At 40.6% G+C, this 21,096-nt stretch carries 23 protein-coding genes; 12 read left to right on the top strand and 11 right to left on the bottom strand.

Going from position 1 to position 21,096, the window contains the following annotated elements:
- Positions 1-85: 85 nt before the first annotated feature.
- Complete coding sequence (gene cyaY / locus EL215_RS03990; RefSeq protein WP_049356201.1) at positions 86-391, top strand: iron donor protein CyaY; 306 nt, start codon at positions 86-88, stop codon at positions 389-391.
- On the top strand, positions 391-2,256 hold the full coding sequence (gene recQ, locus EL215_RS03995; RefSeq protein WP_126470318.1) for a DNA helicase RecQ: 1,866 nt from the start codon (positions 391-393) through the stop codon (positions 2,254-2,256). The genes cyaY and recQ overlap by 1 nt, the downstream gene beginning before the upstream one ends.
- Positions 2,257-2,298: 42 nt before the next feature.
- Here the strand turns inward: recQ and EL215_RS04000 are convergent, their stop codons facing one another.
- On the bottom strand, positions 2,299-3,840 hold the full coding sequence (locus EL215_RS04000; protein ID WP_126470320.1) for a YjjI family glycine radical enzyme: 1,542 nt from the start codon (positions 3,838-3,840) through the stop codon (positions 2,299-2,301).
- Between the two features lie 190 nt (positions 3,841-4,030).
- On the opposite strand from EL215_RS04000, the gene EL215_RS04005 reads away from it, so the two are divergent.
- Positions 4,031-4,696, top strand: a complete 666-nt coding sequence (locus EL215_RS04005) for a membrane protein YczE (protein WP_126470322.1) — start codon at positions 4,031-4,033, stop codon at positions 4,694-4,696.
- Here the strand turns inward: EL215_RS04005 and EL215_RS04010 are convergent.
- The 5 genes from EL215_RS04010 to EL215_RS04030 all read right to left on the bottom strand — a co-directional run bounded on the left by EL215_RS04010 (position 4,646) and on the right by EL215_RS04030 (position 10,146).
- Positions 4,646-5,677, bottom strand: a complete 1,032-nt coding sequence (locus EL215_RS04010) for a glycosyltransferase family 9 protein (RefSeq protein ID WP_126470324.1) — start codon at positions 5,675-5,677, stop codon at positions 4,646-4,648. The genes EL215_RS04005 and EL215_RS04010 overlap by 51 nt on opposite strands.
- Entirely contained in the window at positions 5,674-6,660 is a 987-nt protein-coding gene (locus tag EL215_RS04015; RefSeq protein WP_232013318.1) for an O-antigen ligase family protein, read from the bottom strand. Before EL215_RS04015 ends, EL215_RS04010 begins: the two co-directional genes overlap by 4 nt.
- Before the next feature lie 341 nt (positions 6,661-7,001).
- Positions 7,002-8,081, bottom strand: coding sequence for a class II fructose-bisphosphate aldolase (gene fbaA / locus EL215_RS04020; RefSeq protein WP_126470328.1), 1,080 nt, complete (start codon positions 8,079-8,081; stop codon positions 7,002-7,004).
- 92 nt (positions 8,082-8,173) lie between these two features.
- Positions 8,174-9,334, bottom strand: coding sequence for a phosphoglycerate kinase (gene pgk / locus EL215_RS04025; protein WP_126470330.1), 1,161 nt, complete (start codon positions 9,332-9,334; stop codon positions 8,174-8,176).
- A gap of 98 nt (positions 9,335-9,432) precedes the next feature.
- Positions 9,433-10,146, bottom strand: a complete 714-nt coding sequence (locus EL215_RS04030) for a ribonuclease T2 family protein (RefSeq protein ID WP_126470332.1) — start codon at positions 10,144-10,146, stop codon at positions 9,433-9,435.
- A gap of 75 nt (positions 10,147-10,221) precedes the next feature.
- On the opposite strand from EL215_RS04030, the gene EL215_RS04035 reads away from it, so the two are divergent.
- The 7 genes from EL215_RS04035 (at position 10,222) to rpoH (ending at position 16,218) form a co-directional block, all read left to right on the top strand.
- The gene (locus EL215_RS04035) at positions 10,222-10,482 is read left to right on the top strand and encodes a YfhL family 4Fe-4S dicluster ferredoxin (RefSeq protein WP_014064693.1); all 261 of its coding nucleotides are present in this window, start codon (positions 10,222-10,224) and stop codon (positions 10,480-10,482) included.
- A 35-nt stretch (positions 10,483-10,517) separates the two neighbouring features.
- On the top strand, positions 10,518-10,670 hold the full coding sequence (locus EL215_RS04040; protein ID WP_005696968.1) for a DUF1232 domain-containing protein: 153 nt from the start codon (positions 10,518-10,520) through the stop codon (positions 10,668-10,670).
- A 142-nt stretch (positions 10,671-10,812) separates the two neighbouring features.
- Positions 10,813-12,027: an MFS transporter gene (locus tag EL215_RS04045; RefSeq protein WP_126470334.1), complete on the top strand. Its 1,215-nt coding sequence runs from the start codon at positions 10,813-10,815 to the stop codon at positions 12,025-12,027.
- Positions 12,028-12,160: 133 nt separating this feature from the next.
- Positions 12,161-13,864: a nitrate/nitrite two-component system sensor histidine kinase NarQ gene (gene narQ, locus EL215_RS04050; protein ID WP_126470336.1), complete on the top strand. Its 1,704-nt coding sequence runs from the start codon at positions 12,161-12,163 to the stop codon at positions 13,862-13,864.
- A 9-nt stretch (positions 13,865-13,873) separates the two neighbouring features.
- Positions 13,874-14,899: a UDP-N-acetylmuramate dehydrogenase gene (gene murB / locus EL215_RS04055; RefSeq protein WP_126470338.1), complete on the top strand. Its 1,026-nt coding sequence runs from the start codon at positions 13,874-13,876 to the stop codon at positions 14,897-14,899.
- A 19-nt stretch (positions 14,900-14,918) separates the two neighbouring features.
- The gene (locus EL215_RS04060) at positions 14,919-15,230 is read left to right on the top strand and encodes a DUF2322 family protein (protein WP_126470340.1); all 312 of its coding nucleotides are present in this window, start codon (positions 14,919-14,921) and stop codon (positions 15,228-15,230) included.
- Between the two features lie 145 nt (positions 15,231-15,375).
- Positions 15,376-16,218, top strand: coding sequence for an RNA polymerase sigma factor RpoH (rpoH, locus tag EL215_RS04065; RefSeq protein WP_126470342.1), 843 nt, complete (start codon positions 15,376-15,378; stop codon positions 16,216-16,218).
- Between the two features lie 49 nt (positions 16,219-16,267).
- On the opposite strand, the gene plsY is transcribed toward rpoH, so the two are convergent.
- Positions 16,268-16,867, bottom strand: a complete 600-nt coding sequence (gene plsY, locus EL215_RS04070) for a glycerol-3-phosphate 1-O-acyltransferase PlsY (RefSeq protein WP_014064698.1) — start codon at positions 16,865-16,867, stop codon at positions 16,268-16,270.
- 97 nt (positions 16,868-16,964) lie between these two features.
- Between plsY and folB the strand changes: the two genes are divergently transcribed.
- Complete coding sequence (gene folB, locus EL215_RS04075) at positions 16,965-17,321, top strand: dihydroneopterin aldolase (protein WP_049356175.1); 357 nt, start codon at positions 16,965-16,967, stop codon at positions 17,319-17,321.
- Between the two features lie 54 nt (positions 17,322-17,375).
- Here folB and EL215_RS04080 read toward each other — a convergent pair whose 3' ends face one another.
- Positions 17,376-17,987, bottom strand: coding sequence for a cation diffusion facilitator family transporter (locus EL215_RS04080; RefSeq protein ID WP_049356173.1), 612 nt, complete (start codon positions 17,985-17,987; stop codon positions 17,376-17,378).
- Between the two features lie 85 nt (positions 17,988-18,072).
- Between EL215_RS04080 and EL215_RS04085 the strand changes: the two genes are divergently transcribed.
- The gene (locus EL215_RS04085) at positions 18,073-18,456 is read left to right on the top strand and encodes a MerR family transcriptional regulator (RefSeq protein ID WP_049356170.1); all 384 of its coding nucleotides are present in this window, start codon (positions 18,073-18,075) and stop codon (positions 18,454-18,456) included.
- Between the two features lie 51 nt (positions 18,457-18,507).
- Here EL215_RS04085 and EL215_RS04090 read toward each other — a convergent pair whose 3' ends face one another.
- Genes EL215_RS04090 through EL215_RS04100 form a run of 3 tightly spaced genes read right to left on the bottom strand, consistent with a single transcriptional unit; the run spans position 18,508 to position 21,087 of the window.
- Positions 18,508-19,605 (bottom strand): NnrS family protein, encoded by a 1,098-nt coding sequence (locus tag EL215_RS04090; protein WP_126470344.1) that lies wholly within the window; start codon positions 19,603-19,605, stop codon positions 18,508-18,510.
- The gene (locus tag EL215_RS04095) at positions 19,598-20,290 is read right to left on the bottom strand and encodes an ATP-binding cassette domain-containing protein (protein WP_178160800.1); all 693 of its coding nucleotides are present in this window, start codon (positions 20,288-20,290) and stop codon (positions 19,598-19,600) included. Before EL215_RS04095 ends, EL215_RS04090 begins: the two co-directional genes overlap by 8 nt.
- Entirely contained in the window at positions 20,290-21,087 is a 798-nt protein-coding gene (locus tag EL215_RS04100; RefSeq protein WP_049356167.1) for an ABC transporter permease, read from the bottom strand. The genes EL215_RS04095 and EL215_RS04100 overlap by 1 nt, the downstream gene beginning before the upstream one ends.
- Positions 21,088-21,096 lie beyond the last annotated feature (9 nt).

Genomic DNA, 21,096 nt, shown 5'->3' on the forward strand with positions numbered 1-21,096 from the left:
CTCTAATAAGTAAAATCTGCCTTTGCCAACGAGGCGAAAGGCTTTATAATTCACGGCATTCTATCAGATTTAATCGGAAAATTTTATGAATGTTGCAGAATTTCACCAAAATGTTGAACAGGTTTGGCAAAAAATTGAAGAAGCGTTAGAGAATCAAGATTGCAATGTGGATTGCGAAACACAAGGTTCGGTATTCACGATCACATTTGATGATCGCTCACAAATCGTCATTAATAAGCAAGAACCGCTTCTTGAGCTTTGGCTTGCGAGCCGTTTGGGCGGATTCCATTTTGCCTATAAAAATAATGATTGGGTGGCAAATGATGGTAAACGCTTTTGGGATTCTTTAACCGAGGCGGTTGCTGATCATGGAGAAACGGTAACATTCTAATGGCCGAACTCGCGGAACATGCCCCGCAAAAAACAGACTTAAAAACGACCGCACTTACTACGTTGCGGTCTGTTTTTGGTTACCAATCTTTCCGCAAAGGGCAGGAAGAAGTGATTCATGCTGCATTAAGCGGTCAAGATGCCTTAGTGGTGATGGCCACAGGAAATGGCAAATCCCTGTGTTATCAAATTCCAGCACTTTGTTTTCCCGGTCTCACATTAGTGATTTCGCCTTTGATTTCTTTAATGAAGGATCAGGTAGATCAACTCCAAGCAAACGGCATTGAAGCCGATTTTCTAAACTCTAGTCAGAAGCCAGAACAACAACAGCAAGTTGAAAATAAGCTGATTTCAGGTCAATTAAAATTATTATATGTTTCGCCTGAAAAAGTGATGACAAACAGCTTTTTTCAGCTGATTTCTTATGCTCAAATTTCCTTTATTGCCATTGATGAAGCGCACTGTATTTCACAATGGGGTCATGATTTTCGCCCTGAATATACCCAACTTGGCGGCTTAAAAGCAGCGTTTCCAAATGCGCCAATTATGGCATTAACGGCGACTGCGGATTACGCGACAAGACAGGATATTCTCACTCATCTTGAATTAGACAATCCTCACAAGTACATTGGTAGTTTTGACCGTCCGAATATTCGTTATACGTTGGAAGAAAAGTTTAAGCCGATGGAGCAGCTTACGCGTTTTGTGTTAGCTCAAAAAGGCAAAAGTGGCATTGTGTATTGCAATAGTCGTTCGAAAGTGGAACGTATAGCAGAAACTTTGCGAAATAAAGGCGTGTCGGCTGCAGCGTATCATGCAGGGATGGAAACCGCACTGCGTGAACGCGTCCAGCAAGATTTTCAACGAGACAATGTTCAAGTTGTGGTTGCGACGATAGCGTTTGGCATGGGGATTAATAAATCTAATGTGCGTTTTGTCGCCCATTTTGATTTGCCGAGAAGCATTGAATCATATTACCAAGAAACTGGTCGTGCGGGGCGAGATGATTTACCTGCGGAAGCGGTGCTTTTCTACGAACCGGCTGATTATGCTTGGTTACAGAAAATTCTGCTTGAAAAGCCAGAGACGCCACAACGTCAAATTGAGCAACATAAATTGGAAGCCATTGGTGAATTTGCCGAAAGCCAGACTTGCCGCCGTTTAGTGTTACTCAATTATTTTGGTGAATATCGTCAAACGCCTTGTCAAAACTGCGATATTTGTCTTGACCCGCCGAAGAAATATGATGGCTTAATTGATGCGCAAAAAGTGATGTCGACGATTTATCGTGTGGGTCAATGTTTCGGTGTGCAATATGTGATTGCGGTATTGCGAGGGATGCATAACCAAAAAATTATGGAACGTCAGCATGATAAGTTAAGTGTTTATGGCATTGGTAAAGATAAAAGCAAAGAACATTGGCAATCTGTGATTCGACAACTGATTCATCTTGGTTTTATTCAACAAGTGATCGGTGAGTTTAATAGTGCCACGCTTCAGCTCACAGAAAGCGCTCGCCCTGTTTTAAAAGGTGAAGTGCCGCTTGAATTGGCGATGCCACGCATTTCATCTATTAATAAAATTGCGCATACGTCTCATAAAAATACGGTAGCAAATTACGATAAAGATCTGTTTGCTCGCTTACGTTTCTTACGGAAGCAGCTAGCGGATAAAGAAAATATTCCACCGTATATTGTCTTTAACGATGCAACATTACAGGAAATGGCACAATATATGCCAACAAGTAATATTGAAATGTTACAAATTAATGGCGTAGGATCGATCAAATTAGAACGCTTTGGGCAGCCGTTTATGGCATTGATTCGAGAGCACAAAGCAATTCTAGAAAAGGCAGAAAAAGAATAAGTGCGGTCAAAAAACAAAGAATTTTTCGACCGCACTTTTTTTCTAGCTTGCACTTACATTTTGTTCATCGCGTAATTGACGGTCAAAGACTTGTGCACAATCATCGGTACCCGAACCATACCAAGTAGTATCACGTAATGCCACTTCACCTTTACGGTATTTTTCCACTTCGCTTTTCTTCACCAAATAACCCGTTACACGAATTAAATCGGTGTTTTTAAGATAAGTCGTGATGTAGCGGTAACCTTGTGCAAATGAACCATCGATAATATCAACGACGGCATCTAAATGATCCACATAGGTTTGGTCAAAGGCAAATAAATCTCCTGTACCTGATGGGAAGTACTTATGGAATGGTGCCGATTGTTTTAAATGAGCTAATAATGTTGGTTCTTCGCCCACACGAATGCGATGTGCAGGCGCATTACGTTTATCTTCTTCATGATTGCTTGCACCCACTTGCGCATGTAATAAATAACGGTTGCCCGTGCGTTCAGCATACACGCCTTCATGGTTATCTGTGACTTCTTTTAATTTATCCATAATCAAGGTTGCAATTTCATCACCGCGTTGGCTTTTACCAAAGGTTTCATCTAAGCCTTCTTGTTGCAATAAATGATTTGCCGCATCTGCGAGGCCAACAATGGCAAACATTCCTGTAAAATTAGTGCGTTTGATAAACCCTTCTTTTTCGAGGAATGAGGTATTGAAGAAGTTGCTTTCTTCCACGACAAATTTATGGCGTTTATCCATAGTGGAGAGCGCGCATTTTGCAACACGAGGTAAAAGTTCATTGACCATTTCATCCACGGTTTTACAAGCACGAGCAATAGTTCCTAAGCGCAAGCGAGTGAGCGTATAAGCACCGCCACATTCAGGGAGTGCGTTATAGCAGCTTGCAATACCATATTGTTCGCCTAAGTCAGAAATGTAGTAAGCATCATTGGCAAAAGACGGTTTAGAAACCAATAAGCAGGCTTTTGCCGCTAATTCTGCGAATTCACGACTTGTTTTGCTTTTATCGTAACGAATAGTCATATTTGGTGTTGGCGCTTCCAACTCAATCACCGCTTTTAAAATCAAACGCCCTGCTTTGGTGTCATAAGGCCCAATATTGGCATGACAGAATGAATCTGGCACGGTTTTATCCACATGATTTAAGAAACGTTTAATTTTGATGTAGTCTTGTTCTTCATCGGTAATAAACGGGTCAAGTAGCATGTCTAATCGCCCAATGTAAACCGGGAATGTGGTAATGGAGGGCACGTGGGAATATAAAATCAATAAGCCATCTAATGCTTCATCAAGATCTTTTGGTGCGGGCAATTCAAGGAATTCACAGCCTTTTTTAATATACACATTGTAATCCGGCAAAATATAACGTGGGCGATAAATCGCATAGCCTTCGTTTAAATCACAGATCATTTGATTTTGAAGGAATTGCCATTCTTCATCCGTATAGCCTAATAATTCACGAGGATCAAATAATCGCTCGGCAATATTGCCTAAACACATGAGTTTTTGTTGATAGGTAAGCGTGTTGGATTTTACGGTATCCAAAATATCTTGAAGAGATGCAAGCATAATAATGTCCTGATTAAAAAGGGTAGCTTATTTTAAGTCAGTGAATGAGTAATGACAATTTTGACAATGTGATCCGCATCACATTTATGATATTTATCAGTCAATTCGGTTATATCATATGAAGTTAAAATGTTTGGGTTTTATCGGGTTTCCCATTATGATGTTGGCGTTAAACATAAACAGGAATAATATGAAAAAAGCACGGGTGATTCCCCACACCAGTTGGGCAGCCAAATCGCTATGGTCAGTCGAAGGTAAAACCATGTCGATGCTCTTATTTGCATTGGCAATACTGGGCATTGGAGATGGCTTAATTGTGCTCGCTAATTTGGGCTCTTCACCTTGGACCGTGCTTTCTCAAGGTGTGGCATTACAAGCTAAGGTGAGTATCGGTTGGTCATCATTTTGGATTAGCTGTTTGGTAATGTTAGCCTGGATTCCCTTCAAATTAAGGCTTGGGCTTGGCACCATTCTGAATATTATTGTGATTGCCTTTTTCCTTGGCTTAACCACGAAAATTGTGCCAGAACCAACCGCACTTTTTAGCCGAATTTTATTCGGTGGAATTGGGCTTTTACTTTATGGATTAGGGACGGCATTGTATTTAACCTGTCATCAGGGGGCAGGCCCGCGGGATGGTTTAATGGTGGGGCTTTGTCAACGTCTTCATTTAAAAGTGGGGATTGTGAGAACAAGCCTTGAAGTGTCGGTTTGTGTGTTAGGTTATATTCTCGGCGGCACAGTCGGAATTGGTACCGTTGTTTTTGCCGCCGCGATAGGTTGGATAGTGCAGTTATGCTTAAACTCAATTGCTCGCTTGCCACATCTTCCGCACGAAGGGGATAATCTCCACTAAGGCATCATCAATAGAAATTAAACCTAAATTCATTTCCTCTTTCCCTTTTGGCGGGCAGAAAGCAAGATGTTTGTCTGCATCGTTAATCGGTTTCCAACGACGAGGCTGAGATGACCGACTATTTGGATAGAATCCGATTGTTGGCACATTGAATGCACTGCTTAAATGCAATGGTCCAGTAGAGCCCGCAATGAATAAATCCGCGCAAGCCAGAGAGTGTGCAAAATCAACCAATCCTTTATTCTTATCGTAAACAACCACATTTGGATTGTCGATTTTTGCTGCTAACTCATGGGCTTTTTCACTTTCACCAGGTCCTGCTGTTAAGATAATCTGGCAATCAAATTCGCTTAACAAACCTTGTATCAATTGAGCATATTGCGACAATGAGAGACTTGTTGCTGAACCACCTGTTCCGCTATGCACAAACACCCATTTTTTATCTGCCGATAAACCGAATTGTTTTTGAAGAAAAACACGTTGATTTTTAACCGCACTTTCAGGAAGTGAAAGGTAAGGTGGTTTGGGTTCCACAATCGGCATATTGTGTTTTTTTAAGAACGCCCGAACCAAATCTTGATTGTATTCTGCTTCAGATTTTTCTGAGCGTGAACGGCGTTGTGTTAAACGATGGTTATAAAGGATTTGCACCCATTTCGTTGCAGGCGCAAGACGATAAGGAATCCCACTTTTCCACGCTAATTTACCGTTATGGGTATTGGAAAAGAAGCTAATCATGCCATCAAATTGCTGCTCTTTGATTTCTTTAACAAGACGATTAAAATCCGCTTTGTCGTTCTTGGCACTATCAATGATGACATTATCTAAATAGGGGCAAATTTGAGCCAATGGGGCTGTATAAGCCGGTACAAGTGCAGTTAGTTTTAGCTCGGGATTTGAGGCTTTCAACATCGCAAAAGCCGGAAACGCCTGAACAAAATCCCCTAGTTTATCGTTACGAATGACTAAAATTTTCATTATTCTGCCTTTTGCCGTGTTCTTATTGCGGTATAAAACACAATCGTTAAGAAAAAGTAAAAAATAGTACCTGAATTATGTACCAAGAAACCTTGGCTTAAGCCATAGATCATCACAGATAAAATATGGGCAATGCCTAAAGTGGCAATCAGCTTGACCTCATCATTCGTGGTTTTTAGACCTTTCATAAAGGCAAGTAGAGGAATAAATAACACAGCGAGCAAGGCGAGTAGTCCAACTATTCCTCGTTTTGAGAGGTCGTCTAAATATTGATTATGGGCATGCGTAAATTGTCCAATGTCACCCGTGACAATTTTTTCTTTCGTATCTAACTTACGCTTTTCTGTCGCCCCTTGAATGCCCCAGCCAAATAAAGGCTTTTCTTTTGCCATTTCAAGTGCACTTTTCCACATTTCAAAACGCGCACCTAGAGAAGTATTGCCATCATTATTATCTAAGTAAAGTTGGATATCTTTTCGTGCAACGTCAATCCGTTCCATAATTCGGTTATTGGGCATTTGGCTAATGCCAACGCTTGCTACGGCAATGATTCCAAAGAAAGTCAGGAAAAAACGTTTCGAAAGAGAATGGCGATAGATATAAAGGATAACAATAAGTAAGATAGGTAATGTCACCCATCCTCCACGAGCAGTGGAAAGTAAACTTCCTATGATGCCACATAAACCACCAATAACACTAAGAGCGGTTAATTTTATGTCTTTTTTCTGATGGGCATAGAGGGCAATAACTAGGCTAAAAATACCTAATGACATAGAAATGTCACCACCTTGAATATGCATAATTCGAGGATTTTGCTCTGGTCGTAAATTCAACATAAATTTATCATAAAGTGCAACACAGGTGGAACTCATTCCACCAAGAGGAATCGCATAATTCAAAACGCAAGTTTTGATTGGGTATTTTAATAATAAAAACAAGATAGGAATTAAGAAAACTACTCGACTTGCCGTATCGATATCGCGCATTTTCCCTCCATGAATGAAGAGGGACAAAATAAATGTAAAGAAATAAAAAAGGTAACTATAAATTAACCATTTGTCCACTTTTGATAAGTTTAATAGTGTTCTCTTGATTAAACTATAAATGCCATAACCTAAACTGATTAACATCAGTAAAACTGGTGCTGCATTATACCCACCCTTGACAATAAAAATAGAAAGAAAGAATAGTGTTACCGCAAAATTTATGATGGTGGGTAACCAATTTTGTTTTGTTATGTACATAGATAATGGCCGATATTTTGGGGGAGATTACATTAAAAAACCGCACTAGAAAGTGCGGTCTTATTTTAGTCTATTTTTATGGATTATAAAACATCAACGCAGTTTAAGTCTTCGAAAGATTGTTCTAAGCGTTTAGACATAGATTCTTCCATTTTACGTAACCAAACACGTGGATCGTAGTATTTTTTGTTTGGCGCATCTGGGCCTTCTGGGTTACCTAATTGACCTTGAAGATAAGCTTCATTTGCTTTATAGAAGTTCAAAATACCATTCCAAGATGCCCATTGAGTATCTGTATCAATGTTCATTTTGATTGCACCATAACTAATTGCTTCACGGATTTCTTCGCGACTAGAACCAGAACCACCGTGGAAAACGAAGTTAATTGGTTTAGCAGGAAGGTTGCGTTCTTTTGCAACGAACTCTTGTGATGCACCTAAAATAGATGGTTTTAATTTTACGTTACCTGGTTTGTAAACACCGTGTACGTTACCGAATGCTGCTGCAACGGTAAAGTTAGGGCTTACAGGGTTTAATTGGTCGTAAACATAAAGCACATCAGATGGTTGAGTATATAAACGAGATTCATCGACATCTGAGTTATCTACGCCATCTTCTTCACCACCGGTAATACCGATTTCGATTTCAAGGGTCATACCTAACTTGTCCATACGAGCAAGGTATTCACGGCAGATTGCCATGTTTTCTTCCATTGGCTCTTCAGATAAGTCAAGCATGTGAGAAGAGAATAATGGACGACCAGTTTCTGCAAAGTGTTTCTCACCCGCTTCAAGTAAGCCATCGATCCATGGAAGTAATTTTTTCGCCGCGTGGTCAGTATGAAGAATAACGGGTACACCATATTCTTTGGCTAAAGTATGAACGTGTTTCGCACCTGCGATCGCACCTAAAACATCTGGACGTGCCCCGGTGGTTGGTTTGATACCTTTACCTGCGTAGAAAGCTGCACCACCGTTTGAGAATTGGATAATTACTGGCGCTTTTACACGTGCAGCGGTTTCCAATACCGCATTTACGGAGTCAGAGCCCACGCAGTTCACTGCAGGGATTGCGAAGTTGTTTGCTTTGGCATAAGCAAAGATTTTTTGTACATCTTCACCTGTTACTACACCTGGTTTTACGATATCTAATAATTTAGCCATAGTTGTGTTTCCTTTTGTTTTGGAGGATTCATTCCTCCGTTTGAAAAATCAATATTTATCCCCTCTGTGCAGAGGGGATAGAAGCCATTTAATTAACCGTTCGCACGTTTTTCAAGAATTTCTACTGCTGGTAATACTTTACCTTCAACGAATTCTAAGAATGCACCGCCACCGGTAGAGATATAAGAGATTTTATCTGCAATACCGAATAAATCGATAGCTGCTAGAGTATCACCGCCACCTGCGATAGAGAATGCATCGCTGTTTGCAATCGCGTGCGAAATAATTTCAGTCCCTTTACGGAAGTTAGGGAATTCAAACACGCCAACTGGACCATTCCATAAAACAGTTTTTGCATTTTTGATGATTTCAGCTAATTGTTCAGCAGATTTATCACCGATATCGAAGATAGATTCGTCATCTTTTACTTCAGTCACTGATTTTTCTGTTGCAGGTGCAGTTTCAGAGAATTCAGTACCAACACGTACATCAACCGGAACAGGAATATCTGTGCTTGCGGCTAATTCTTTTGCTACAGGGATTAAATCTGCTTCATATAATGATTTACCCACATTGTGGCCCGCTGCTGCAATGAACGTATTTGCAATACCACCACCCACGATAATTTGGTCAGCAATTTTTGAAAGAGAGTTTAATACTTCTAATTTAGTGGAAACTTTTGAACCGCCTACGATCGCAACCATTGGGCGAGCAGGTTCTTTTAATGCTTTACCTAATGCATCTAACTCAGCCGCTAATAATGGACCTGCACAAGCGATTGGTGCAAATTCTGCAACACCGTAAGTTGATGCTTGCGCACGGTGAGCGGTACCGAATGCATCCATCACGAATACATCGCAAAGTGCGGCATATTTTTTACCTAATTCAGGATCGTTTTTCTTCTCACCTTTGTTTACACGCACGTTTTCTAAAACAACGATTTCGCCTTCTTTAACATCCACACCGTTTAAGTAGTCTTGCACTAAACGCACATTGAAACCTGCGTTTTTTAAGTAATCAACAACCGGTTGTAAAGAGTCTTCAGGTTTGAATTCGCCTTCAGTTGGACGACCTAAGTGAGAGGTAACCATCACTTTTGCGCCTTTCTCTAAAGCCAGTTTTAACGTCGGGATAGTCGCACGAATACGCGCATCAGATGTCACTTTGCCATCTTTTACCGGTACGTTTAAGTCCGCGCGAATAAATACACGTTTACCTTGTAAATCTAAATCGGTCATTTTGATTACTGACATAATCTTTCCTCTTGGGTTAGTTAAAATTAAACTTGAATATTATACCTAGTTCTGACTAGGTTGTAACGATGTAGATCAAATAAAAAAGCGAATTATGCTTATTTTTGGCAATCGATTACTTCCCACTGGCGATTGTAACAAATGAATAGTTCATTATGGCTCGCCCCTAAATAAGCGCCTTTTAATTGCGGATTATGTTGCTTCATCCATTGAAATAATTCTTTACGGCTTAATTGTTCGTTTGGCAAAGAAAGCGATTCAAATAATGCTTTCTCTTGTTTGAAATAAGCTTCCGCTGAATCAAACGCACAGCTACCGTGTTTTTTCCATTCGCCTTGCAACAATTTTGCGCCTGGCGAGATTGAAAGATAAGGTTCGAGGGTTTCAATTGGAAGAGGCGCTAAATCACCTTTACAAAAACGTGGGTGATCCGTAACAGAGCGCGCATTCGCATTTTGTGGCCATAAGCCATGCACTACCCAGCCAAATTGATTTTTTGTACTACATTGATACTGCGCTGAATCAGGTAGATTATTGCCATATTGCGCACGTTGTTTTTCACAGAATGCGGGTGACCAAGATAAGGCCAACATATAATAATCAACAGGGGCATTTTTATTTTGCCCAATAGCATCATCGCGCATGATGACATCATAATTACCAAAATCTTTGGTATTTTTGACCGCGCTTTGACTTTGTTGTTGTGTAGTTGTTGGGGTTGGTTTGGTGTCTTTTTTGTGTTCAGTAAAATATTGCCAAATGCTAAATGCGGCAAGGGCAATAAGGGAAAGAGTGGAAACCTGTTTTTTCATAAAAATCCTGTTTAAATTTTGTCAATTTTGCTTTTGTCGGCTATAATTCGCCGCTTTCTCATATAAAGGAATGGTATGGCGTTACTGATCACAAACAAATGCACAAACTGCGATATGTGTCTCCCCGAATGTCCGAATGAAGCAATTTCAATCGGCGAGGAGATCTATGTGATCGATCCTGTACTTTGTACGGAATGTGTTGGTCATTATGACACGCCAACCTGCCAAAAAGTTTGCCCAATTACAAACTGCATCAAGCCAGATCCTGAGCATCAAGAAAGCGAAGAGCAGCTTTGGGAACGTTTTGTGATGATTCACCATTCGGATAAGTTGTAGAATTTACCTGATCTTTTTCTTTTCGTCCAATGACTATGAATAAAACGAAGTTAATTAAAATCGCCATCATTCTGATTTATTTGTTCAGTCCAATTGATATTTTGCCTGAAGCGGTGCTTGGCCCATTAGGTTTGGTGGATGATGCGGCAGCCATTGCTTTATTAATTCGAATTTTATTGAAAAAATAAAAACTTGAATAAAATCAACCGCACTTTGCTTTTCTCATTCTTGCAAAATCCCGTCAATTTCTCTAAACTACGCGTCGGAATATTTCTTTCCTCATCATTTCACTTTAAACGCTACCCGTGAGTAGCAAAAGGGACTTCAATCATGACAAACGTCAATCAATATGGCTGGAAAGCCTTGATTGGATCTTCTGTCGGCTACGCGATGGATGGATTCGATCTTCTTATTCTTGGATTTATGCTTAGTGCCATTTCGGCCGATCTTAATTTAACTCCTGCACAATCGGGCTCATTAGTCACTTGGACACTTATTGGTGCTGTAGTGGGCGGCATTGTATTTGGCGCATTAAGCGATCGTTACGGTCGAGTACGCGTGCTAACTTGGACAATCGTCCTCTTCGCTGTATTTACCGGTTTATGTGCAATCGCACAAGGCTATTGGGATTTATTAATTTATCGTACTATTGCGGGTATCGGTTTGGGCGGTGAATTTGGTATCGGTATGGCATTAGCCATTGAAGCTTGGCCTGCAAAACACCGCGCAAAAGCAGCGTCTTATGTGGCATTAGGTTGGCAAGTGGGAGTGTTAGCGGCTGCGTTACTCACCCCTGTATTGCTTCCACATATCGGCTGGCGCGGCATGTTCGTTGTTGGTATCTTCCCAGCGTTTGTTGCTTGGTATTTACGTACCCGTTTACACGAACCTGAAATTTTCTCACAAAAACAGACCGAACTTTCAACCCAAAAAATATCGAAACTGGAATCTTTCAAACTCTTAGTAAAAGATAAAGCAACTACAAAAGTAAGCCTTGGTATAGTGGTTTTAACGTCTGTACAAAACTTCGGTTACTACGGCATTATGATTTGGATGCCAAACTTCTTATCTAAACAACTTGGCTTTAGTTTAACGAAATCAGGTTTGTGGACGGCTGTTACCGTATGCGGCATGATGGCAGGGATTTGGGTTTTTGGTCGCTTAGCGGATAGAGTTGGGCGTAAACCAAGTTTCTTATTATTCCAACTTGGTGCAGTGATCAGCATCATCACTTACTCTCAATTAACTGACCCAAGCGCTATGTTGGTGGCTGGTGCGTTCTTGGGGATGTTCGTAAACGGCATGATGGGCGGTTATGGTGCATTAATGGCAGAAGCTTATCCAACAGAAGCACGTGCAACGGCACAAAATGTGTTGTTTAACTTAGGTCGTGCTGTTGGTGGTTTCGGACCAGTTGTGGTTGGAGCGATTGTCTCCGCGTATTCATTCAGCATTGCGATTGCTTTCTTGGCGGTGATTTATGTGATCGACATGGTAGCGACAGTCTTCTTTGTGCCAGAATTAAAAGGCAAAGAATTAAGCTAAGTGCGGTCAAAAAAATTTAAGTTTTGAAAACATCGGGGTTAAAACCGATGTTTTTTATTTGTGAAAAATCAGCCAATTTCAACCGTACTTTATGCTAAACTATAAGCAATTTTCCCAATTTTGAAGAATTATCGTGTACGCTAAACGTTCAGTTTCTACCCGTATTGCTAAATATTTATTTGTAGTCATTATCTTCATGGGCATTATTAGCTCATTGAGTTTGCTCGTGATGGCCAGTAATAAATCGGATGCGGAAGCCATTAATATTTCAGGTTCTTTGCGTATGCAAAGTTATCGACTATTAACGGAAATGGAACGTTCGCCGGATACAGTCGAACAGAATCTGGTGCGTTATCAACGTAGCCTCAATGCAGAGGCCTTGCTTTCTGTGCAGAATCAGCTTTTCGCACCTTCAGGGGTGAGGGAATCCTATCAAAAAATTCTAAAACGCTGGGCAGTGATGTCCGATTTCGCTCGTGCACATCAAATCGAAAAATATCATGCAGAACTGAAAAGTTATGTACAAGATGTCGATGATTTCGTGTTGGAATTACAACGCTTTGCTGAACAAAAATGGATTAGTGCGGTTTCTGTGCTATGTGTTTCAATGCTATTGATCCTTGCGATGGTGTCTCATGTTATTTGGTATATGAAGCTCGAAGTCGTGAAGCCTTTAGAGCAGATGACCAAAGCCAGTATGCAAGTGCAAATGGGGCAGTTTAAACATATCCAGCTTGATACAGAAAGTGGTAACGAGCTTGGTGTTTTGGCAAAAGTGTTTACGCAAATGTCATCGGAATTAGGGCGACTTTATTCCCGTTTAGAAGATGCGGTAAATGAGCAAACGCAAAAGTTGCGTCAAACTAACCGCTCTTTAACAACACTTTATCAAAGCTCACAGTTACTTACGCCCACGAAGATTAATGATAAAATTCTCAGCCAAGTGCTCAATCATATTCGTGTCAGCGAACATTTACGCTACATTGAGTTAGAAATTTTCGGATCAGAACATTGGGAAATTTCTTTTGGTCAAAAAGATCCTAAACAATCACTTCAAGTCGAAGAACTTTCCATTGAAAATGAAAACTTAGCAGTGCTCTCATGGCAAGCCGGTTTACCTTGTCCCGATCCGCGAATGATGAAAAACTTAGGGCAAATGGTGGCAAAAGCGTTGTATTCACACAAAACGCAACGCCAGCAAGAGCAACTCTTATTGATGGAAGAGCGGTCAATTATTGCACGGGAATTACATGACTCGTTGGCACAAGTGCTGTCTTTCTTACAAATTCAATTAACGCTGTTAAAGCATAATTTGAAGAAAGAAGACGAGAAATCAAAAGAAAAAAGTATTGTCATCATTGGTGAATTTGAACAAGCTTTATCAGATGGTTATTCTCAATTACGAGAATTATTGGCGACCTTCCGTTTAACGGTGCAAGAAGCCAATTTACAGGTTGCCTTGGAACAAGTTATCGAAAGTTTGCGCTCACAAACGAAGATGCAAATGACTGTGGACTGCAGTTTGCCATCGCAAAGTTTAAATCCACAAGAATTAGTGCACGTTTTGCAAATTGTGCGTGAAGCAACGCTGAATGCGATTAAACACTCAAAAGGCACGCTGATTGAAGTGAAAGCGCATATTAATGCCGAGGGTGAATATGAAATTCTTGTGCAAGATAATGGTGTCGGGATTCCGACATTAGATGAGCCAGAAGGGCATTATGGTTTAAATATCATGACAGAGCGTAGTCGACAATTAAATGCTCAGTTCAGTATTTCAAAAGGGGAGCAAGGTGGTACTATCGTAAAAATCACGCTTCCTCACACATTTTTTTAAGGAAAGTTCATGCAAAGTTTACAACCGTTTCACACCTTCAATATTCCAGTAAATGCGCGTGAAATTATTGAAGCCACATCGATTGAACAAATCCAACAAGCTTGGCAAAAAGCACAAGCTGAAAATCTACCTGTCTTATTTTTAGGACAAGGCAGCAATATGCTGTTTTTAGACGATTTCCAAGGTGTTGTAATTGTTAATCGTTTATCGAGTATTCAACAGAGAGAAGATAGCGATTACCATTATTTGCATGTCAATGGTGGCGAAAATTGGCATCAGTTGGTGGAATGGTCACTCTTGCAAGGAATTAATGGTTTAGAAAATCTCGCACTCATTCCTGGTTGTGCTGGTTCAGCGCCGATTCAAAATATTGGTGCGTATGGCGTAGAATTTAAAGATGTGTGTGATTATGTGGATGTATTGAATCTCAACACGGGCGAACAATTCCGTTTACAGGCGAGCGAATGTGAATTTGGTTATCGTGAAAGTATTTTTAAACATCGCTATGCGCAAGGTTATGTGATTACAGCGGTTGGATTGAAATTAACCAAAAATTGGCAACCGATTTTAAAATATGGCTCATTAGTGAATTTTGATCCTCAAACTGTAACGGCAAAACAAGTGTTTGATGAAGTGTGCCATATTCGCCGTAGTAAATTGCCCGATCCTAAAGAGTTTGGCAACGCGGGCAGTTTCTTCAAAAATCCTGTGGTGAGCGCCGAGCAATTTGCGAAAATTCAAAAACAGGTCGAAAATCTACCGCACTTTCCACAATCGGATGGCTCTGTGAAACTTGCAGCAGGTTGGTTAATCGATCAATGCCATTTAAAAGGTTTTCAAATCGGTGGCGCGGCGGTTCATCAACAGCAGGCTTTAGTGCTGATTAATAAAGGCAATGCCACTGGACAGGATGTTGTTAAGCTAGCACATCATATCCGTCAAACTGTAGCGGATAAATTTGGTGTGTATTTACAGCCAGAGGTACGCTTTATGGGCGCAAATGGCGAAGTGAATTCAGAGCAAGCCATTAGTTAATTTATAGAGGAAAGCCATCATGAACTTTAAAGACATTTTAGAGGCTTTACCAAGCATTGATCATTTAACAGGTTTAGACGTATTAAACGGTAAAACCGTGATTCATCATATTCCTGCTGCACCGGGCAAACTTGGCTCGCTTCGTCTTTATCATGCGTTAGCAGAAAAATTTAACGGAAAATTAGACCGCACTTCTGCACAACAAGGCATTGAATGGTTTGCAGAGCATGTAGAAGATGCGAAACAAAATCCTGGAAAACACCCGAATATTGATTTATTGTTTAAAGTGGTGGCAGAGGATGTGGTTTATTCGCTTGTGCCATTAAAATAATTTGAAAATTTTTAGTGGTTAATCTGAACTTTCAATCGTTAAAAACTGTCAAATAAAACAAATTGAGGTATAATGACAACAGTTGTTATACAATAACAAATAAGTAATGAGTCGGGGCCTAGCTCCGCATGCTGTGAGGAGAAGAATGAATAAAGAAACTCAAATGATGTTAGTACCTCAAGGTAGCATCGAAGGTTATATTCGAGCAGCAAACGAATATCCGATGCTAACTGCAGAGGAAGAAAAAAGCTTAGCTGAACGTTTGTATTATGAAGGTGATATTGAAGCAGCGAAAAAGTTGGTTTTATCACACTTACGTTTTGTTATTCATGTTGCGCGTGGTTATTCAGGTTATGGATTACCGCAAGCAGATTTAATTCAAGAAGGTAATATCGGATTAATGAAAGCGGTAAAACGTTTTAATCCGGAAGTGGGTGTTCGCCTTGTGTCTTTTGCGGTGCATTGGATCAAAGCTGAAATCCATGAATATGTCCTTCGCAACTGGCGTATTGTGAAAGTCGCGACCACGAAAGCACAACGTAAATTGTTCTTTAACCTACGTAAAACTAAACAACGTTTAGGTTGGTTCAATGAAAACGAAGTGGATATGGTGGCGAATGAGCTTGGCGTATCAAAAGAAGATGTCATCGAAATGGAATCCCGTATGACAGGGGCTGATGTAGGCTTTGATTTGCCAACAGACGATGATGACGAAGTTTATGCACCTTCTTTATATTTAGAAGATAAAAGCTCAAACTTTGCGGCAGAACTTGAAAGCGAAAACTTTGAAGAACAAGCAACAGAAAAGTTAGGTACAGCCTTAGCAAATCTTGACGAACGTAGCCAAGATATTATCAAAGCGCGTTGGTTAGATGATGATAAAGCCACCCTTCATGATCTTGCAGCAAAATATAATGTGTCTGCAGAACGTATTCGTCAGCTTGAAGCAAACGCACTGAAAAAACTTAAAAGTGCGGTTGATTTCTAAGCCATTTTGATAAAAAGAAAACCTGTCGATTATCGACAGGTTTTTTTATTTATTTCTTTTTGGATTTTCCCCACATTTTATCTTCTTGGCCTCGCCATAAGCGCTGAATATTGTCGTGGTGACGATAAATCAGCAAACAGCAAACTAAGGCAACGGGGAAGGTAAATTCCGGTTTAAGCCACCAAACATAAAATGGTACGAGAAGTGCTGTGATAACCGCACTTAATGAAGAATAGCGACTAATTAAGAAGACTAACAACCAAGTGCCAAGCGTTGAACCAGCGACGCCCCAAGAGATGGGAGCAATAGCGCCAAATGCGGTCGCTACACCTTTCCCGCCTTTAAATTGAAAGAAAATAGGGAAGATATGTCCTAAACACGCACCCAAGGCAACCATGCCTAATTCAAATTGCGTGAGTCCTAAATAATACCCCGCCCAAACCGGTAACATCCCTTTTAAAATATCGCAAATTAATACTGCAAGCGCCGCCCAACGTCCGCCAATACGCAATACATTGGTCGCACCAGGATTATGAGAGCCATTTTTTCGTGGGTCAGGCAAGCCTGCTACCTTACAAATCAAAATTGCACTGGAAATCGAACCCAGTAAATAAGCAAAAATCATATAAAAAAGGGCAAATAGGCTCATTTTGTGCTCCACAATCTTGATTGTATTTGAAAAACTTGTTCGTTATTTTAACCAAACTTGATAGCATAAGCCCACTATATTTTTACAGGAATGAGAGATGGATCGTATTTTTATTGAAGAATTAGTGGTCTTCGCACAAATTGGCGTGTATGACTGGGAGCAACAAATTAAACAAAAGCTCGTTTTTGATTTGGAAATGGCATGGGATTGTCAAAAAGCCGCAGAAACAGATGATGTGCAATACTGCCTCAATTATGCCGAAGTCAGTCAATTTATTTTAGATTATGTCCAAGCTAAGCCATTTTTATTGATTGAGCGTGTGGCTTATGAAGTAGCAGAGCAATTACAACAACGTTTTGGGATTTCATGGTTACGCCTCAAATTAAGCAAACCTAAAGCGGTTGCGCAAGCAAGTAATGTCGGAATTATTGTAGAACGAGGCGAGTTGAAATAATCGCTGAAAATTGACCGCACTTTGGAAATATCAAACCAAAGTGCGGTTAATTTTTTAAGTGTTTTTTAATGCCAAGCGAAATGCTCCAATTCCGCTTTTTAGCACAAGAATACTCAATATCATACTGGCTAAGGGATCCACCCATTGCCATCCGAGAAAATAAGCGCTCAATCCTGAAAGAATCGCGATAATGGAGCCAAATAAATCTGTTAATACATGCAGATAAGCGGCTTTGATATTAAGATTGTCATGATCACTTTTCAACATTATCCAAGCAACGAAAAGATTAACGAGTAATCCTAGCGATGCCACTCCTAGCATTGGTAATGCCATCATCTCGATGGGATTTTGCCAGCGTTGAATGGCTTCAACTAAAATCATCAATGCCACAACAATCAATGAGCCGCTATTAAGTAGGGCAATGTATCTTTGTTTTTGAGTAGATAGAAACAACGCTAGCAAGGCTAAAAATAACGATAAACTATCATTTGCCATGTGACCCGCATCAGCCATGAGAGCCAAGCTGTTAAACCAATAGCCGCCAACAAATTCGACAACCATAAAGCCGGTAATGATGGCAAAACTGAGCGCTAAGATTTTTTTATCTTGTGGAATATGTTCATGAGATGAATGGTCATGATGTTCATGGGAATGGTGGTCGGACATAATGCTCCTCATTGTGTCTTTAATTAACTTGAGATAAAGTATAAAGTCCGTAGCAACTACAAGGTCAAGGCTTGATTTTAAAAAAATGAAGATTCACGAACTCAGCAAACAAAGCGGTATTCATTTAGAAACTATTCGTTATTATGAAAAAATGGGTTTAATGCCGGAGCCTAAACGGCTGGCAAATGGTTATCGAGATTATGATGAAGCCAGTTTGAAACAATTAAAGTTTATTAAAACCTGCCGAGCGTTAGATTTTAGCTTGGCCGAAATTAAATTTTTTAATGAGATGAAAACGCAGCAATCTCAACATTGTGAAGTGGATAGTATGTTGGCAAAACATTTGGTTTCAGTCGAAGAAAAAATTGCCGAACTGACTGAAATTAAACATTTCCTACAAAGTTTAATTACCGAAGATGATCATCAAGCTGCTGATTGTAAAGCCATGGCACAATTAAAAGCCTATTAAGTGCGGTCTAAAAAATATCAAAAATCCGCACATTGATGTGCGGATTGGTCATTACTCCGGATCATCCGTAAAGGCATTGTTTCGGAATATCGGCACAAAGGTGGCCAAATACAGTATAAACACAATGGCAATTAAAATAGCGGGAATCGTGATAAAAAACAGCTCGTCCACATACATTAAACAAGCTCGGGAAAGTGCCGCTGTGAAAAGACAAAGCACGGCAAGGTGGCAGAGTTTTGGATAATCCAGTTTCGTAAAGCCACTATGCCATAATCCCGCAGTGAGCCAAATCATCATCATACTGCCGAGAATCCCGCCGAGTGTCACCATGTGTAACGGATCGGCAGTAGGCTCATCAATTAATTTATTTATGCCAATCCACAAATAACCAATCGCGGCGAACAGTTGAAGGACATAATAAGTGCGTACGTAATGTTTACGTAGCAGTTCGTGATGATGTAATTCGCGTAACTTGGCAAGCAAGATAAAGCCAACGGCAAAGGCAGTAAACGCAGCTGTTTGCGCAGGCAACCAAAGCTCTGCTGTGGTATGAAGTAATAAAAATGTAATTGCGATATTTTTATACACGACATTCGGGATAAATACGGGATCTTTCAATGTACTTTCTTTCAGCGCCTCTGCGCCTAATAGAATGCTGACTCGAATTGATACAAACATCACTGCCGCCATATTCAAATGCACCTGTGCTCGCAATAATTTCAGACTATCAGTCATGGCGTAAGCCGTCTGGCAAACAGTAAATGCAGCAAGTAACATCAGTAAAGTAAAATTGTCAGTATTGCGATCCAACCAAAACAGCCAAGCACAAAAGAGTAACAACGCGAGCCAATAAGCTGCCACTAAAAACGAGGCGGTTTGCGGGGAAAATGGCAATAACACCAATCCTGCAAGCAAGAGCACCGATAAAATCGTCGCAATAGGTTTTAAATTACCTTTGTAATTTGTCCATTCGAGCATGGAAGCCGTCAGAAAGCCGCCGTATGCGGCTGGTAGCATAAATTCTAAGAAAATTTTGCGGTGTAGGATGAGATCATCGGGGCTGATGAAAAAGCTCAAGGCACCAACAATCGCAAGAATGGCAGCTCCGACAAAAAAGGGTCGCATCGGATGGGTAAAGAAATTATTCATAGTAATGGATTCCTTGAAATTCGCGTGCGACTACGGTTTCTTCAAAGGCTGAATTGCGTTCGGATAATGGCGTTGGCAAGGTAATCACATTTTGCACATCCATCCCTTTTGGAGAAAGCTGCATAATCTCTCGGCTTAATCGAGCTGCTTCAAAACGATCGTGCGTCACTAAAATGCAAGCCATGCCTTGCTGCTCAATTTTTTCCACTAACATAGCGGCTAAAATATCCCGTAAATCGCGATCCAAACCGACAAAAGGTTCGTCCAATAAGGCTAAATCACAGCCACATAGCAATAGACGCAAAAATGCCACGCGTTTTGCCATACCGCCCGATAATTCGGTCGGGTATTTATTCAAATCCCCCGAAGAAAGCCCGATCTTTTCTGCCAGCGCAATGATTTCATTTTCATTAGGATTATCCATAAAAATGGCGATATTCTGCATAGCAGTGAGATTTTCTAATAGACGATTTTCTTGAAACAGAAATCCCGTTTTACGGAATGTATTATTGATTTCGCCTGATTTTGGTGTTTCTAAACCTGAAATTAAACGCAGTACAGTAGTTTTGCCACAGCCACTAGGGCCGAATAAGGTTTTCACTTCGCCCGGTTGTAAATCCATACTGAAATCGCGCACGATAGGATCGCGGAGAATTTCAAAACGCACATTTTTTAAACTCAGCATTATCTTCTCCACGGCATAAATAGGATTTCCAATGGCTTGGTAATCAAATATTCAAAGAGGGAAACAAACACAATCACCAACAACACATAAGCCATGACCGTTGATGTATCTAACATGGCTCTGGCATCGGCAATCTGTGCTCCTACACCCTCATTAGCTCCCAAAAGCTCTGCCATAATTACCACTTTTACGCCCATCGCAACCGCGACGCCAATACTGGAAATCACATAGCCCGTGAGATGGGGAACATACAAATAGCGGATTTTTTTCCACAATCCGAGTTTGTACGCATCAAACAATTCTTCATGTTGTTTGTTTACACTTGCCATGCCCATGGCTGCACTGGCAAAGGTCAGCGGGGCAACTAAAACGATAATGGTAAATAGCACACTTGGATTACCAAAACCAAACCAAAATAACGCCATCACGACCCAAATAATTGGTGGCATGGCTAATAAAATCATAATGACGGGTTTAAGCAATGCCATAGCGGTTTTAAAGCTTCCCGCAATCAGCCCTGCCGCTAAGCCTGCGACTAATGCAATGGCAATACCCACCACAGAACGCCATAATGAAATACCGATTTCGTTTTGTTGGAAATGCTCGAGCAGCTCAAGGGCTTTTTGAAAAACATCCGAGGGAGCAGGCAGCATAAATTCACCAAATACTGAGCTGCCCCAAGCCCACAAAGCAACAACCATCATCGCCACACTCAAGCCGGTAAAACCGCTCCAGAGGTAGTCGATGATGTAAAACAGGACAGGTTGTGGTTTACGGATTTTGTCAGTTTTAATCATGTTATGTGA

This window comes from Haemophilus parainfluenzae (assembly GCF_900638025.1).
In the GTDB taxonomy this organism is placed as follows: Bacteria; Pseudomonadota; Gammaproteobacteria; order Enterobacterales; family Pasteurellaceae; genus Haemophilus_D; species Haemophilus_D parainfluenzae_J.